We start from the raw sequence: 15,719 nt of genomic DNA on the forward strand, positions 1-15,719 counted from the left end.
TCAATTTTATTTCAAAAGACCTAATTCTTTTAATCTTTCCATCAAGTAATTTCCTGCAGTTGTATCATCATAACGTTTTGGGTTAGACTCAGAAATACAGCTTTTCAGACAAGTCAAGTCCATTTCACTCTTAGGATGTAAGAAGAATGGCGTAGAGTATCTTGATGTATGAAGAAGTTCTTTTCTAGGATTGATTACTCTATGAGTGGTAGAACGTAAGCGATTATTTGTCAGACGTTGAAGCATATCTCCAATGTTAATCACAATCTCGTCTGGTTCAGGGTTTACATCTACCCAAGTACCATCTTTTGCTTGCGCTTGTAAGCCTTCAGCACTTCCACCCATAAGAAGGGTTATTAGATTGATATCTTCGTGTGCAGCAGCTCTGATAGCTCCATCCTCAATTTCATCTGTATTTTCGATTGGGAAGTAATGCAAGAGTCTCAAAATACTATTACCGTTCTCAATTTTTGAATCGAAATAGCTTTCGTATAAACCAAGATAAAGGGCAATTGCTTTCAGAAGGTTTCTTCCCGTATCTTCAAAAGTCTTGTAAACCTCTTCTCCGTAAGTTTTGAATTCGGCTACTTCACTAGGCCAAATATTTTCTGGGTAGCCTTCTGTGTTCTCACCTTGAATGTTCTGACCAATGTGATAGAACTCTTTTAGATCAGGTATTTCAGAACCTTTGGCTGTTTCTTTCTTTTTACCTGTATATCCACGTTGTCCAGCCAATGACTCAATTTCATATTGATCTTTGATCGTGTCTTCAAGTTCAAAAAACTTTTTAGATGCCTCATAAAGTTTGTCTCTTAGCTCTTTACTAACTCCGTGGTTTTTGACTATGACAAACCCAATTTCAGCGAAAGAATCACCAATTTCTTGAACAAATTTTTCCTTTCGTTCAGCATCTCCCGATACAAAATCGAGAAAATCTACTTTTGCAATTTCAACAGAAGTCATCTTATTAATTATTTAGAATCAATAAAATACTGTGATTGGATTAAAAAAGATACTGCTGATTTCTAGGTGAGAAAAAATGAATCCCAGCACAGAACCTAGCTAATCGAACAGTGGCGGTGAGCCATAAGTGAGATTTGTAATTATTTGCAAATTTATTGAAACTAAGGATTAGGCGCAAAAATATTTTAAGGCTGGGTTTTATTTCTCACAAACCCAGATATTTCTAGCAAAAGTAGATTTCCCCTTCTTTTCTACCGTACAATGATCAATAATAGAAAGTCCAGCATTTGATATGATTTCTCTAACATTTGTGGTAGAAACAATGACTACTCGATCTGAGAGTTTAGCTGTAGACTCAATAATATTTTTGGTAATGAAATCCGTTGAATAGCTATATAAATTGTATGGTAGATCTATAATGGCTGAATCGTAACGATCAGTCATATCCTTTACGTCAGAACAATGAACTTTTGCTTTATAATTGTAGTGCTCAAGATTTAGTGTTGTATGATTCCATCTTTTCGGATTAATATCACAGCCTTCTATGTTAAACCCAGAATAGCAAGCTTCCAACATAATTGTGCCTACACCACAGCAAACATCAAGTAATTTTTGTGATTTATCTCCTTTAGAAACCATACTAACGAGCGATTTCCCAATAATCATACAGATAGAGTTACTGAATGAATAGGGTTTGTCATTGTGTTTTACCCAATCAGTCTGACGCTTTTCTAGGGTTCCGAAATACCAAATACCTTTGTAAGTACAAATGGAATATGTGATACTCGGTGTGAAGAAATTTGGTTCAGCAAAAATACTATAACCTACATCCTTTAATTTCAGTTTTCGTTCTGCAAAGCGAGTATTGTCACCTGTTAGTTTGAGGTAGTCAACTTTAAAGCCATGATCTGTTAGATTGAGCGCTTTAATATCTTGAATTAAGTCTTCGTAGTTCTCTGTAGATAAGATAACATCAAAGCGACTCAGAATGAAAGGGCTGATGGCAGGGTCTATCTTCACATCTGAAAAAAGAACTTTATCCTCTTCTTCCTTTTGAAAAATTTGTCTTGACTCTAGCTTACATAAAGATGTATGATGGTAATCGTACTTGAAAGAATATATATAACCTTGCCCACTCATTGCTTCTGATTGTTCTATCTATTTTGAAAGCACAAAAGTAAATAAATGAAAGGAAAATATGTTATTCTTTGAATTGAGAAAATAACGAATAAGTGTTTGTGTTCTCAAGTAAAGAGATTGCTTGAAATAAGGAAATGTGTAGAAATCGGACTTAAAAAGTAATTTTAATTTAGATTAAAAAACTTTACCTAAAGGGAAAATATCGGCGTAAATGTAAAACCTGAACACCCTATTATCTTGAAATTTGAAGATATGGCAATAGGGAATCACAATGAGTTTTTCTTCGCCTTTGAAACGGTAAGTACTTTCTCCTCTGATAATAAGCGCATCTGGCGTTTCCCATTTTTCAGCAGTTCGATGCGTGATCGAAGAAAATTTTTCAAAGAATCGAAGGAAAGATTCTCCGATTTGGTCTCGCCCAATAATAGGCGGGTGATGAGCAAAACTAACAATGGAATCACGAGTCAGAAATTTTTGAAGGTGTAACAAATCTCCTTCGTCTAGAGCTTTATAGAACTGATGTATAAAGGGATAACGATTCATGCTGATGAGATTTGTTTTTAAATTCGTTACACCCTACAGAACTACTGATTATCACTATTTAGTTCCATGTTCAAATTTTGAGTGAAAAGACTGAGTATTTTAAAATAATGATCAAAAATCCCCTTTATTACTTTATATAATGGAAGTGATATGAAAAAGTATGCAACTTCTTCTTACTTTTGCAGTTTCTAAAGAAGAACATGGAGAAGAACGCATTGCGAAATATACAGGATAATCATCAAGTGCATACATTCCCGAATGGGATTAGATTGATTCATAAACAAGTGAAAAGTACAAGTATTGCTCACTGTGGAATCATGTTTAATATTGGGAGTCGTGACGAGAAACCTCATCAGCAGGGTATTGCTCACTTTTGGGAGCACATGGCTTTTAAAGGAACGAAAAAAAGAAAATCATATCATATTTTAAATAGTCTTGATTCTGTTGGTGGCGAGTTAAATGCTTATACCACTAAGGAAAAGATTTGTTTTTACGCATCGGCTCTGGTTCAGCATTTTCCAAAAATGGCAGATCTAGTATCGGATATCTCTTTTGGTTCTGTTTTTCCTGAAAAAGAAATCATCAAAGAGAAAGGTGTAATCTTGGAGGAAATGGCTATGTATCAAGATGATCCTGCGGATGCAATTACCGATGAATTTGATGAATTGGTATTTGGCGATCATCCTCTAGGAAAAAATATATTAGGAAATAGAGAGAGTGTTTCTGGTTTTCAGCAAGCTGACTTTTATGAGTTTATCAATGAAAATCTGAATACTCATGAAGTAGTTTTTGCTTCGGTGAGTAATTTACCTTTCGAAAAGGTACTTAGAGTAGTTAGTAAGTATCTAGAAGATGTTCCAGAAGCTACTGGTCAGAAGTCAAGAGAAGATTTTACGGGCTACAAACCTGAAAATAGAATTGTTAAAAAGTCAGGGATAAATCAGGCGCATTGTATTTATGGAACTGAATCTTTACCAATATTCCATGACGACAGAGTACCATTTTTCTTGTTGACAAATATTTTGGGCGGTCCTGCTATGAACTCAAGATTGATACTTTCTATCCGAGAAAAGTATGGCTTGGTTTATGATATTTCTGCGAATTTGATTAATTATCTTGATACTGGAGCTTTTTATGTCAACTTTGCAACCGAAACAAAGTCTGTTAAGCGATGTCTAGAGTTAGTTGAAAGAGAAATTCAGAAACTTCGTTCTAAGAAATTGGGAACTCGTCAACTTTATATGGCTAAACAACAGCTAATGGGGCAAGTAGCTATGGGGGAGGAGAGTAATCTTAGTTTGATGCTTGGAATCGCTAAAAGTTATTTGGACCGAGGTTATATGCAGAGTATCGATACACTTTTTGATGAAATTGAGGAAGTAACTGCTGAGAAGATTCAAGAAATAACAAATACAATATTGGCAAAAGATCGATTTAGTACTTTGATCTATATGCCTGAGGAGGAGAAATAGCCTTAAACATAACAAACACTATGGATAAAAGAAGAAAAATACTTTTAGTGGTATTTATAGCATTGGCTGTGATTGCAATTACAGCTTCTACATATACATACCAAATTTTTTATTCTTCAAATGTAGATATCAAAGAAGCTAAAACTTACGAATTATTCATTTCTGAAGATGATGATATCAATTCAATTTCAACGACTTTAAATGAAGAAGGCGGATTGGTTGATTATGTATCTTTCAGATTCGTAAGTAAACTTTTAAAGTATAACGAAAATATCAAGGAAGGTCGTTACTTGGTAAAGAAAGGAATGACCAATTTGGAATTGGTCAGAATGCTTAGAGCAGGGAATCAATCGCCTGTAAAAATTACCTTCAACAACTGTCGTACAAAAGAGGATATTGCAGAAAAGCTAAGTAAGGAATTGTCTTTGTCAAAAGAGGAGTTACTATTTTCTCTAAATGATAGTAGCCTATTGAATGAGCTTGGCTATGATTCCATTTCAATCTTGTCGGCATTTATTCCGAATACTTATGAAGTATATTGGAATATCTCAGGAGAGGCTTTATTGAAAAGAATGAAGTATGAGCATGACCAATTTTGGAATAAGACAAGACTACAAAAAGCAGAAGAAGTAGGTCTTTCTCCGTATGAGGTGTCAGTTTTAGCTTCTATTGTTCAAGCAGAGACGATAAAGAAAGATGAGAAGCCTAAGGTTGCAGGCTTGTATATCAATAGATTGAAAAGAGGAATGCGTTTACAGTCTGATCCAACAGTCGTATACGCCGTAGGTGACTTTGACATTAGAAGAGTTTTAACAAAGCACCTTCAAGTAGATTCACCTTATAATACTTATAAGTATAAAGGTTTGCCTCCGGGTCCGATTAACCTTCCTGAAATCTCATCTATTGATGCAGTCTTAAATTATGAGAAGCATAGATACATTTTTATGTGTGCAAAAGAAGATTTTTCAGGTTATCATAACTTTGCAATAAACTCAAGTCAACACTCTGTAAATGCGGCAAAGTATAGAAGAGCATTGAATAGAAAAAGAATCTATCGTTAAGATGATTCTTTACAGTTTTAAAAGGGAGCTTTATAGCTCCCTTTTTTTGTACAATACCGTAAAAAATGTTCATTTATGGACAAATGAGATTTTATTCGGTGTCGCTTTTTTTAACTAAAATTAAGTGTAAGATGCTGTTATGTAGGTAGTTGTGCTTGTCTTCGAATAATTACTTGTAGTGAAAAATGAAATGTATTAATTTTTCAATATAAATCAGTGTACAAATTAACTAATACAAGCTTATGATGTATACCACGACAATACATATAGGTGGGATCATTTTTCATTTTGAAGAAAAGGCTGCAAAACGTTATAAGGAAAACAAATCTAAAATTGATGAGTATTTCTTGAATTTTGCCAATGGGCAAGAAGTTTTGTTGGAACTCGATAATAGAGTGGGAGAGATCTTACTGTCTATGCTGTTCGTGGATAAACAGTATCTAACTGAGGAAGATGTAATAGAGCTTTTTCAGAAGTTAGGTGATTATAAAGAAATCTTAGGGGATGAGATAGTTGAAGAAGAAGAGGTTTCAGCGAATAACGATAGTAAAGTCAATGAATTTTCTTCGTCTTTTGAGAAGGGAAATGGTAGCAAGAAGTTTTATAGAGATACTTCTAGAAAACTATTGGCAGGGGTTGCAGCAGGCGTTGGGCATTATTTCCAAGTTGATCCAGTCTGGGTCAGAGTTGGTTTTGTTTTGTTCCTTCTAAATGTAGCACCAATTGATTGGCTTTTTAGCGGAATTTTTCATCCTACATTATTAGCTGTAAGCGCATACGCTGTAGCTTGGTTTATCTTACCAGAAAATAGTGAGTTAAAATGGAATAAGGATCAGAAGCGATTTTTCAGACATCCAAATGATCAGATAATAGGAGGGGTAGCAGCAGGTTTAGCTTCTTATTTTTCAATTGACCCCATATTAGTTCGTGTAGCATTTTTTGCGCTAAGTTTCTATAATGGTGTTGGTATTTTCCTTTACCTCATGATGTTTGTTATTACTCCAGAGGCAAATAGTCTTAATGAGCAAATTCAAATGAAGGGTAAGAAGGTTAAGTTAGATGCTATCTATGAGCGTTTAAATACACTAATTACCTCTTTAAAATTGGATAGCCTAGATATCAATGAAAAACTCAAAAGTTCTTCTGTTGTATTACAAAATACATTTTATAGTGTAAAATCTCACTTTCAAAAAACAAGAAAATTTCAATATGTACTAGGTCGTGCTGTGCAGATATTTTTAGGTACAATACTTCTATTAACTTCAGTTGCAGTTAGTGTTTCTACAATTTTTATCTGTTTCGTTATCCTTGATTTGATCCCTGTTTCTTTAGTTATTCATCAATTGCTAGAGTTTGAGGAACTTTTCTTGATGATTACTAATCTTGATATTTCACTTTGGGATACTTTTAGGGATACATTTTCACTTCCAATTGTATTGGCCATTCTATTTGTATTTTGGTGGCCTGCGTTTATGATAGGAGTTTTAGGTTTAAGGTTACTTATTGGTAGAAATATTTATCGTAAAGTCTTTTGGACTAGCGTATTGGTTTCTTGGTCTGCAACTCTTGTCTTCACTGTTGCAATTGGTTTGAATGTTCTCTACTTCTTCAGACAAAATGGTTATTTCAAAGAAGAAGTAAAGTATATCAAGACGAATCAAGTTGAATTAGGTTTTAATAGAATTGCTTATAATCCTTTTACAAAGGTTAAGTTTCATATTATCCCTACTCAGAATTCTCAAGTAGAAGTAGTATATAAATATGGCTCTTTCGGAAGTTCAAGAAGAGAGGCGATTACGAATGCAAAAGAGATTGAATATTCAGAAATCAGTGAGATTAAAAACAAATTGATTTTTGATAGCCATTTTCAAATTCTTGAAGGAAATCCTTATAGAGGGCAGAGAATGGAGGTTTTTATCTATATGCCTCATAAACAAGAATTTTCCATTTCTGAAGACTTAGCAATCCAATTGTCAGATGTTTTTCCTTATGAGGAAGTTTCTGGAGGTAAGACATGGGAATTTGATCATTATGGGCACATTCAAGAAGTGCATAAGTCAAGTTTTGTATTTTCTCATCCAATTATTTCACAAGAAGAGTTAGATGAAATCAAACGTGATGTATCTCGTGCTATAAATATAACTTCTAAAGACATTTTACAAATTACAGAAGAGGCCATTCGTGAAGCTCGTAGAGCAGAGAAGTTAGAGAAAGTTGCAAAAGAGAAAAGAAGACGTGCTGCTGGTATAGGTTTGAAAAACTTTAATAGAGTTAATACTTCAATTAATTTGGATTTAGAATTGATTCAGTCAGACGACTATTTAGTGAAAATGTCTGATGACTTGTTTAAGCACATAGATATCAAAGTTCAAAGAAATACACTTGAGATTAACCCATTACCTACATTCTATTCTCAAGATTCACATGGGAAAAAGATAAGAATTTTCCTTCCAGCTCTAAAAGAAATTAGAAGTGCAGGCTTTGGCAACGTAGAGGTCAAAGGTTTTTCTGAAGAAGAAATGGATATTGCTATGAAAGGAATGGGAGATCTTAACTTTAACTCTGAAGTAAGTGATTTAACGTTAATCATGAATGGTAGTGGTTCGGTCACTATGAAAGGAAAGAGTGAAGAGTTTTCATTATCTCTAACAGGCAATTGTAATTTGGACGGAGAGCGTTTTGAAGTTGAAAATATAAATGCAACAGTACTAGGAAACTGTTCAGTTGCTTTGGATGTAAAGGAAAATGCGATTATCTACAAAAGTGATAACGGAAAAATAAAGTTTATCAAAGAACCTGAGAAGATCGTTGAGATAAAAGCTAATGAGCTTTAGTCTTTTAATTCACTTATAAGTAACAATTTAGGAACACTAAATAATTATTACTCTGCTAGCTTTAGATAGTATCAGTTTTACATACCTATCTATGAGCGTCATTAGAGATTTTATAGTAGAGCATAACCCAAACATCCAAAAAATTGATTGGGAGAATTCTGATGAAATACTTATTTCAGGGGAAATCTGGCAAGTAAAAAATGCCTTTGAAGTACATGAAATAAGTCAACTCAAGCCTATCGGGTTTATTGATGGAATTATAGTGAAAACAAGGCGACTTTTTGTTTGTATTCACGCCGATTACATTCGAGATATTTCACATATAGAAGAAGGTTATTTTCAGTTCGATTTTAGTTCTAACCGAACTGTTATTCTTAATAAAGAAAACAAGCTAGAAGCTGATATCTCTGATTACTTAGGTACAGTTGAAGATATTGAATATCTCTGTATTCAGGATAAGATATATTAGTTTCTAGACCATACTTTTGCTGCGTTAGTTGTATTACATTTTACGAGTTCTATCGGAAGGTGTTGAGTGTTTACCATCAATTCTAAACGTATATATGAGAATTCATTAAAAGCATCTTCACCACAAACTACAGCCACTTTTTTAACTCCTGTGCTAATTAAAGCTGGAAGAATAGATTCTGTTATCCATTCATTTAGCGTATCCCATCCGCTTTGCAAGAATGAGAAGTCCCATATTACACAATCAACAGGAAACTTTGAAAGCAAACGTAGATAAGAAAGTAGTGATTCTTTAAACTTTTCATCATCTACGAATCCTGATATTTCACAAATCAGATTTTTATGAATTGTATCCTTCTCAAATGTAACATGAGACTCAAGATAATTGTACATATTTAGTTAGTAGATAAATTAGGTTAAATCAGAGAAGTCTATTGTTTCATTCTTCAGTAATCAAACATCTAATACAGCTTATACAATTCATTTATAAGATTTACTATATCATGAAATGAGGTGTGTTTTATTATGGAGGAGTATACTTTGCTTATGGGGGATATTTAAAGGTACTGTAACCCTACTAGTACATTTCAAATTTTAAGCTGTACCTGAACTAGTATTTGAGAACCATCACCGAAAATTTCATGTTCAGCTTCTTGAAAACTAACATAGATGCCTTTTTATAGCTAAGAATAATTAGAAAGGAATATTATTTAAAAAAAAGTGAAATTTTTCAAAAAAAAATAAGTGTTGTAAATACGTTAAAAATATCGTGTATTCATATACAAAGTGATATAAAATGTGAATATAATTCTGTTATTCGCTGACAAAACATAATTCTTTCAGTCTATATGTTGTAAAACATGTCTTTACACAGATGGGCTACTGCTTAAAACGTTAGGGAAATTGAAATTTCTCCCTTAATTTTACGCAACCGATTGAAACACATAATACTCAAGACTATGCCATATCAATTGTCATCAAATTCGCAGGAAGTAAAAAACTCGTTAGTTTCATTTTTTAACGATCTAACGGAAATGGAAAAAAGTATTCGTAGAGATGTATCTATGAGTTTAAGTATCGAATTCCAAGCCGGATTCAAACAACTAAGCAGAAACATTCGATCAGGAAAAGATGAAATTTCTGATTTAATCAATCAAATCCCTTCAAATGAAAACGATGTAGCTATTAACTTGAAAACAGTTACAGATCAGGTTATTTTGACAAGGAAAGCATATCAGAGTTTCATGAACCAACATGCTTCATAACTGAAAAATTACCTATTACAAAAAATGCCAACTCAAAAATATTGAGTTGGCATTTTTCATTAGTAGAATTTTATTAATTCTTAAGCACCAAATTGCTCAGAGATAGGAGGAATGAAATCGTTCTTACGGCTGATTTTTCCTTCAAGTGCTACAAGCTCACCTTCAGCAGAAACACTAAATACTTTTTCCAATAAAGCAATATCGGTAGCATCAGCGCCTGAAAGTTTACTAGAAGTAGCTTTCAAATCTACATAGGCAAAGAAAAGGTGTGTATATGAGCCTTCTTCTTTTTTCTTCGCAAGAGCAGTATCAATCTCAGACTTCTTAGCAAGAACATCTGCAATTTTTAAACTCTCACACACTCCAAAACCGATTTTTACATCACCGTAAACGAAGTTTTTGAAATCTAGCGTAAGAATCTCTTCAGCAGAATAAACTGAAAGATCAGATTTAGCCTCTAGCATTGCATTTCCGAAATCTTCTACAGATTCGATACCCGCAATTTTAGCTAATTTTTCAGCCCAAGCTCTATCAATATCAGTGGTATGAGGTACAGAAAGAACCAATGTGTCTGATAAAATACCAGCCAACATTAATCCAGCCATTTCTGTAGGAATTTCTTTACTGAATACTTTGTAGTAATCAGCGATGATTGTACAACAGCTAGCTACCGTACGGATATCTAAAGTCATCGGTTTTTTACTGAAGAAGAAGTTATCTTGAACAGCGTGGTGATCGATGATAGCCAATAAATTAGCTTCTTTTACAGAGTCAGCAGATTGAGTAGTTTGGTTATGATCTACCAATACTACATCTTCTCCTTTAAAATCATCTTTGAAAGCTGGAGTTTCTACTCCAAATTTATTTAGAACAAAGATGGTTTCTGGGTTCAAGTTACCTTGTCTGAAAACTTTACCTTCCCAAAGGTATGCTGCAGCAATTGATGAACAAATTGCATCTGTATCAGGGTTAGTGTGCCCTAAAAAAGTTGTATTTTTTGGAATCGAAACGTGATGATTCATCGTTAAAACCGAAATATGATTATCAATTATAATAAAGTTGCAAGCTAAAAATACCTTCTAAATTTTCATAGTACTTTAAAAAAGGATTTTACGGAAATATAATTTTAATCATATGATTTTTGTTAATACAAAAAGAACGACCACCACAAAGTGGCGATCGTTCATGGAGTCTAGTAGTGTAATTAGTATTGATTTAGAATTGTGCTACTTCTGTACTGCCTTCCATTGCCGTCGTTGAAGATGTACCGTTGCTCACAGTATTTTGTACCGCATCAAAGTAACCTGTACCTACAAATCCTTGATGTTTTACTGCTTTGAATCCTTCTTTTTGTAATTCGAATTCTCTGTTTTGAAGTTTAGAATAACCAAGCATTCCATTTTCATTGTATGCTTTTGAAAGCTCAAACATACTTGTGTTTAAGGCATGGAAACCAGCCAATGTAATGAATTGGAATTTGTAGCCAAGAGATGCTAATTCTTCTCTGAATGAAGCCATTTGCATTTCAGATAGTTTAGCAGCCCAGTTGAATGATGGAGAACAGTTGTATGCCAACATTTTTCCTGGGAATTTCTCATGGATAGCTTGCGCAAATTCTTTTGCTTGTCCAATATCTGGAGTAGAAGTCTCGCACCAAATCAGATCGGCGTAAGGTGCATATGATAATCCTCTGCTGATAGCTTGCTCTAAACCGTTTTTAACTTTGTAGAATCCTTCAGACGTACGTTCACCATAGATAAAGTCTCTGTCACGAGAGTCAATGTCACTCGTTAGTAAGTTTGCTGCATCTGCATCTGTACGTGCAATAAGTATAGTTGATGTATTGCAAACATCAGTAGCCAAACGGGCTGCAACTAGTTTATTGATTGCTTCTTGGGTCGGTACAAGTACCTTACCTCCTAAGTGTCCACATTTTTTAGCTGATGACAATTGATCTTCGAAGTGAACACCTGAGGCACCAGATTCGATCATCATTTTCATCAATTCGAAAGCGTTCAAGTTGCCACCAAATCCTGCTTCCGCATCAGCAATGATAGGAACCATCCAATCGGTATTTCCATCTCCATTTACAGACTGAATTTGATCAGCTCTCATCAGCGCATTATTTATTTTCTTAACTACCTTAGGCACTGAGTCGGCAGGGTACAAAGATTGGTCTGGGTACATTTCTCCAGCCATATTTGCATCTGCTGCAACTTGCCATCCACTCAAATAAATTGCTCTTAAGCCAGCTTGTACTTCTTGAATAGCTTGATTACCCGTAAGTGCACCAAGTCCTGCTATCCACTCGTCATTATTTAAAGCTTTCCAAAATTTTTCTGCTCCTAGTTTTGCCAGAGTATGATCAATGACTACGCTTCCTTGAAGTTTAACTACTTCTTCAGCAGTATATGGGCGAGTAATATTTTTCCAACGAGGGTTTGTCTCCCAATCTTTTCTGATCGCTTGGATTCTTGCTTCTTTAGTCATTTTTTGAGAACTTTAAATTTGATAATAAAACAATTTTGAATTGTGCGGTAAACAGATAGGGGTCTGCTTACCGCTTTTTTTATTTTATGAAAGAGTATGCTTTCAAGGTTAAAAATTCATTGAAGACTTGTTCCTTCACTAATTCGGTAAGGAGTTCTGTAGCTTTTTCATACATTCCAGTATTGTACTTTTCAAGTCCTACCAAATCTTGAATATGAGCTATAACTTCAGGAAGTAATTCTTCATACAAAGCGAAGGTAGCTGTCTGACCATTACTGAGTTTTACCTCATTCTTAATCCATTGCCACAATTGTGCTCTTGATATTTCGGCAGTGGCAGCATCTTCCATCAGGTTGTAAATCGGTACTGCACCATGTCCTCTCAACCAAGATTCAATGTATTGAATTGCTACATCCATATTGTTCTTAAAACCGTGAAGAGTAACTTCTCCTTTGGCTGGTTCAATTAAAGCATGCGGGTCTTCCTTTACATCGTTTCTTAGTACTTGTAATTGATTTGGAGTAGGCATGTATTGATCAAATACACCTTTTGCTGTACTTACCAAACCAGGGTGTGCTACCCAAGTACCATCATGTCCTGCTTGAGCTTCTCTTTCTTTATCTTTAGCCACTTTTTGGATTGCAGCTAAATGAGCTTCTTCATCTCCTTTTACTGGGATTTGAGCAGCCATACCTCCCATAGCAAAAGCTTTACGCTTGTGACAAGTTTTGATCAGAAGCTCATAGTAGGCTTTCATGAACGGAACTGTCATTGTTACTTGCGAACGGTCAGGTAAGATGAAGTCAGAGTGATTTCTGAATTTCTTGATATAAGAAAAAATGTAATCCCAACGACCACAATTCAGGCCAGCAGAGTGATCCTTTAATTCGTAAAGAATTTCATCCATTTCGAAAGCAGCAAGAATCGTTTCAATTAATACTGTTCCTTTGATCGACCCTTGTGGAATACCTAAACGGTGTTGAGCGAAAACAAAAATGTGATTCCAAAGCCTTGCTTCCATATGACTTTCCATTTTTGGCAAGTAGAAATATGGAGCACTGTTTTTCTCAAGCAATGTTTTTGCATTGTGGAAGAAATACAATCCGAAGTCCATGATTGCACCCGAAATTGGTTTACCATCAATGATCAGATTTTTTTCTTCTAAATGCCAACCTCTCGGTCTTACAAAAAGTACTGCTCGTTCATCATTCAGTTGGTACTGCTTCCCATTTTTTGGGTTTGTGTACGAAATAGTTTCATTTACAGCATCTCTAAGATTTATTTGCCCATCCATGATGTTCTCCCATTTAGGAGAGCAAGCGTCTTCAAAGTCAGCCATAAATACATTTGCACCACTATTCAAGGCATTGATGATCATTTTACGATCTACAGGACCTGTGATTTCTACTCTTCGGTCCTGAATGTTGGCAGGAACTGGTGCAACAGTCCAATCACCTTCACGGATATGCTCGGTCTCTGGTAAAAAGTCAGGCATTTCACCCGCGTCGATGCGCTTTTGCCTTTTGACACGAGCTTCCAGTAAAGATAGTCTTCGGTTATTAAATCGAAGATGTAGTTCAGCTAAAAAGTCTAAAGCTGCAGGGGTAAGTATCTCTTGATACTGCTTTTTCATTTCCCCTTTGATGTCAATCGAAAGTTTTTGAGTTGTCGTCATCTCCATGGGTAATTCTGTTTTTGGTGATCTCTTACTTCAAAGGTATAAAAGCGAAATGTAAAATAAAAGCGAAATTTCGCTAATGTAATAAAATTCGCTAAATAATATAGTTTCGTTATAGTATTTTACATACATAAAACCCCTTTAAATCGTACTTTTGAGCAGTTGATGATAGTATTTGACGAAGACATAATTTTTTAGCGAAAATTTTAAAAAATGTCGCATTACGTTTAGATGCTTTTGACGATATTTTCTTTTGTTAGGAGATTTTGTAGAAGTGATGCTTTATTTTTGTGATAAGCGATGGGGTTCGCTTTAAATGCCAACTGGCTTGGCTGATGACTCCTACTTTAGTTATTTTTACTTTTTTATGACCTTTTGTTGTTCTCAACTTAAGGCTGTGCGTTGTATTTAAAAATTTATATATAAACTAAAGTTGTGTTGTTATTATGGGGGCGAATCTAGAGCAGTTATTCAATTCTTCCTTTCTCAAGAAATTTCATCAGAGGTATCCAGTATTTCTTTATCTGCTTAAATGGATTTGTATTACACTTGTAATCGGTCTATTGGCGGGTGCTGCATCTGCCATTTTTTTATGGGCTTTGCATTGGGCTACAGATTGGAGAGAAACTCATTTATGGATTATCGCATTTCTTCCGATTGGAGGTGGGATTGTAGGTTTGTTGTACCATTTCTATGGTAAGGATGTAGAAGCTGGAAATAATCTGATTATTGACCAAATTCATTCACCTCGAAAAATCATTAAATTTAGAATGGCTCCGATGGTTCTTTTTGGAACGGTGATGACTCACCTTTTTGGAGGATCTGCAGGTCGAGAGGGTACAGCAATTCAAATGGGGGCATCAATCTCAGATCAGTTTACAAAATGGCTAAGGCTAAATAAAGAAGATAGACGAACAGTGTTGATTGTTGGTATGGCTGCTGGTTTTGGGTCTGTTTTCGGAACGCCACTAGCAGGAGCTATATTTGGGATGGAAGTATTTTCAATGGGGAAAATGAAATATAATAGTATTATCCCAGCTTTTCTTGGAGCTACTTTTGGAGACTTTTTCTGCCGATTGATATCTCATGATTATTTATACATTTCTCATTCTGTTTACCATATAGCAGGAGACCCTCATCATGAAATACCACTTGTGCATATAGGTTATGCAATTATTGCAGGTATATTCTTTGGTTTCGCAGGAAGACTTTTTGCAAAGTTTACTCATACTTGGGGCACATTTTTGAAGAAGCAAATCAAGTTTCCTCCTTTACGTCCAGTTGTTGGTGGTGTCATTGTCGCATTGGCAGTTGCAGCCTTATATTTTGGTGTTAATCCTGATATTGGAACACGTTACATAGGTTTGGGTTTGCCAACGATCAAAGCTGCATTTACACAAGAGCTAGCTCCTTATGATTGGTTGGGTAAATTAATTTTTACAGGGATTACCTTGGGAGCCGCTTATAAAGGTGGTGAGGTTACGCCATTATTCTTTATTGGTGCTACTTTGGGAAATGCACTATCTGCTTTTATTCCTTTGCCAATAGATTTGCTTGCAGGAATGGGCTTTGTTGCTGTTTTTGCAGGAGCAGCAAATACACCATTAGCATGTGCAGCAATGGGAATCGAGTTATTTGGAGCAAATTATGGAGTATATATAGCTATAGCTTGTGTGATTAGTTTTGTATTTTCGGGTCATGCTGGTATTTACTCTTCTCAGATCATTGGAATTAGTAAACACAAACTATATAAACATCATGAAGGTAAAAGCCTTGGAGATGTAGATAAAGAATAATAAAAAACT

13 protein-coding genes and 1 riboswitch are annotated in these 15,719 nt (G+C 34.9%); of the genes, 6 read left to right on the forward strand and 7 right to left on the reverse strand.

Annotated features, from left to right (window positions below; all coding sequences use genetic code 11):
- Positions 1 to 6 precede the first annotated feature (6 nt).
- From BC781_RS18160 to BC781_RS18170, 3 genes are all read right to left on the reverse strand, one after another.
- The gene (locus BC781_RS18160) at positions 7 to 963 is read right to left on the reverse strand and encodes an isopenicillin N synthase family dioxygenase (RefSeq protein ID WP_109620466.1); all 957 of its coding nucleotides are present in this window, start codon (positions 961 to 963) and stop codon (positions 7 to 9) included.
- Between the two features lie 198 nt (positions 964 to 1,161).
- The gene (locus tag BC781_RS18165) at positions 1,162 to 2,103 is read right to left on the reverse strand and encodes a TRM11 family SAM-dependent methyltransferase (protein WP_109620468.1); all 942 of its coding nucleotides are present in this window, start codon (positions 2,101 to 2,103) and stop codon (positions 1,162 to 1,164) included.
- 174 nt (positions 2,104 to 2,277) lie between these two features.
- Positions 2,278 to 2,646 (reverse strand): nuclear transport factor 2 family protein, encoded by a 369-nt coding sequence (locus BC781_RS18170; RefSeq protein ID WP_109620470.1) that lies wholly within the window; start codon positions 2,644 to 2,646, stop codon positions 2,278 to 2,280.
- 200 nt (positions 2,647 to 2,846) lie between these two features.
- Between BC781_RS18170 and BC781_RS18175 the strand changes: the two genes are divergently transcribed.
- The 4 genes from BC781_RS18175 to BC781_RS18190 all read left to right on the forward strand — a co-directional run bounded on the left by BC781_RS18175 (position 2,847) and on the right by BC781_RS18190 (position 8,482).
- Positions 2,847 to 4,118 (forward strand): M16 family metallopeptidase, encoded by a 1,272-nt coding sequence (locus BC781_RS18175; protein ID WP_109620472.1) that lies wholly within the window; start codon positions 2,847 to 2,849, stop codon positions 4,116 to 4,118.
- Between the two features lie 20 nt (positions 4,119 to 4,138).
- A complete protein-coding gene (gene mltG / locus BC781_RS18180; RefSeq protein ID WP_109620474.1) occupies positions 4,139 to 5,179 on the forward strand; it encodes an endolytic transglycosylase MltG in 1,041 nt (346 codons plus the stop codon).
- 242 nt (positions 5,180 to 5,421) lie between these two features.
- Positions 5,422 to 8,013 (forward strand): PspC domain-containing protein, encoded by a 2,592-nt coding sequence (locus BC781_RS18185; protein ID WP_109620476.1) that lies wholly within the window; start codon positions 5,422 to 5,424, stop codon positions 8,011 to 8,013.
- Between the two features lie 91 nt (positions 8,014 to 8,104).
- Positions 8,105 to 8,482 carry a hypothetical protein gene (locus BC781_RS18190; RefSeq protein WP_109620478.1) on the forward strand — a complete coding sequence of 126 codons (378 nt, stop codon included), beginning with the start codon at positions 8,105 to 8,107 and terminating at the stop codon, positions 8,480 to 8,482.
- Here the strand turns inward: BC781_RS18190 and BC781_RS18195 are convergent.
- Positions 8,479 to 8,874, reverse strand: coding sequence for a hypothetical protein (locus BC781_RS18195; RefSeq protein ID WP_109620481.1), 396 nt, complete (start codon positions 8,872 to 8,874; stop codon positions 8,479 to 8,481). The two genes, BC781_RS18190 and BC781_RS18195, sit on opposite strands and share 4 nt — an antisense overlap.
- A gap of 641 nt (positions 8,875 to 9,515) precedes the next feature.
- Between BC781_RS18195 and BC781_RS18200 the strand changes: the two genes are divergently transcribed.
- A complete protein-coding gene (locus tag BC781_RS18200; protein ID WP_146201730.1) occupies positions 9,516 to 9,746 on the forward strand; it encodes a hypothetical protein in 231 nt (76 codons plus the stop codon).
- Positions 9,747 to 9,826: 80 nt separating this feature from the next.
- Here BC781_RS18200 and BC781_RS18205 read toward each other — a convergent pair whose 3' ends face one another.
- From BC781_RS18205 to aceB, 3 genes are all read right to left on the reverse strand, one after another.
- Positions 9,827 to 10,768 (reverse strand): manganese-dependent inorganic pyrophosphatase, encoded by a 942-nt coding sequence (locus BC781_RS18205; RefSeq protein WP_109620485.1) that lies wholly within the window; start codon positions 10,766 to 10,768, stop codon positions 9,827 to 9,829.
- 193 nt (positions 10,769 to 10,961) lie between these two features.
- Positions 10,962 to 12,236: an isocitrate lyase gene (gene aceA / locus BC781_RS18210; RefSeq protein WP_109620487.1), complete on the reverse strand. Its 1,275-nt coding sequence runs from the start codon at positions 12,234 to 12,236 to the stop codon at positions 10,962 to 10,964.
- Positions 12,237 to 12,315: 79 nt separating this feature from the next.
- Positions 12,316 to 13,917, reverse strand: a complete 1,602-nt coding sequence (gene aceB / locus BC781_RS18215; RefSeq protein WP_109620489.1) for a malate synthase A — start codon at positions 13,915 to 13,917, stop codon at positions 12,316 to 12,318.
- 284 nt (positions 13,918 to 14,201) lie between these two features.
- Positions 14,202 to 14,266, forward strand: a riboswitch (Fluoride riboswitch).
- Between the two features lie 94 nt (positions 14,267 to 14,360).
- Between aceB and BC781_RS18220 the strand changes: the two genes are divergently transcribed.
- The gene (locus tag BC781_RS18220; protein WP_109620491.1) at positions 14,361 to 15,710 is read left to right on the forward strand and encodes a voltage-gated chloride channel family protein; all 1,350 of its coding nucleotides are present in this window, start codon (positions 14,361 to 14,363) and stop codon (positions 15,708 to 15,710) included.
- The last annotated feature ends 9 nt before the right edge of the window (positions 15,711 to 15,719 follow it).

Origin of the sequence: Sediminitomix flava, from assembly GCF_003149185.1 — a bacterium.
Lineage (GTDB): Bacteria > Bacteroidota > Bacteroidia > Cytophagales > Flammeovirgaceae > Sediminitomix > Sediminitomix flava.

Coding starts and splice junctions, on each gene's coding strand:
- BC781_RS18160 (WP_109620466.1), bottom strand. CDS start 963: ATGACTTCTGTTGAAATTGCAAAAGTAGATTTTCTCGATTTTGTATCG.
- BC781_RS18165 (WP_109620468.1), bottom strand. CDS start 2,103: ATGAGTGGGCAAGGTTATATATATTCTTTCAAGTACGATTACCATCAT.
- BC781_RS18170 (WP_109620470.1), bottom strand. CDS start 2,646: ATGAATCGTTATCCCTTTATACATCAGTTCTATAAAGCTCTAGACGAA.
- BC781_RS18175 (WP_109620472.1), top strand. CDS start 2,847: ATGGAGAAGAACGCATTGCGAAATATACAGGATAATCATCAAGTGCAT.
- mltG (WP_109620474.1), top strand. CDS start 4,139: ATGGATAAAAGAAGAAAAATACTTTTAGTGGTATTTATAGCATTGGCT.
- BC781_RS18185 (WP_109620476.1), top strand. CDS start 5,422: ATGATGTATACCACGACAATACATATAGGTGGGATCATTTTTCATTTT.
- BC781_RS18190 (WP_109620478.1), top strand. CDS start 8,105: ATGAGCGTCATTAGAGATTTTATAGTAGAGCATAACCCAAACATCCAA.
- BC781_RS18195 (WP_109620481.1), bottom strand. CDS start 8,874: ATGTACAATTATCTTGAGTCTCATGTTACATTTGAGAAGGATACAATT.
- BC781_RS18200 (WP_146201730.1), top strand. CDS start 9,516: ATGGAAAAAAGTATTCGTAGAGATGTATCTATGAGTTTAAGTATCGAA.
- BC781_RS18205 (WP_109620485.1), bottom strand. CDS start 10,768: ATGAATCATCACGTTTCGATTCCAAAAAATACAACTTTTTTAGGGCAC.
- aceA (WP_109620487.1), bottom strand. CDS start 12,236: ATGACTAAAGAAGCAAGAATCCAAGCGATCAGAAAAGATTGGGAGACA.
- aceB (WP_109620489.1), bottom strand. CDS start 13,917: ATGGAGATGACGACAACTCAAAAACTTTCGATTGACATCAAAGGGGAA.
- BC781_RS18220 (WP_109620491.1), top strand. CDS start 14,361: ATGGGGGCGAATCTAGAGCAGTTATTCAATTCTTCCTTTCTCAAGAAA.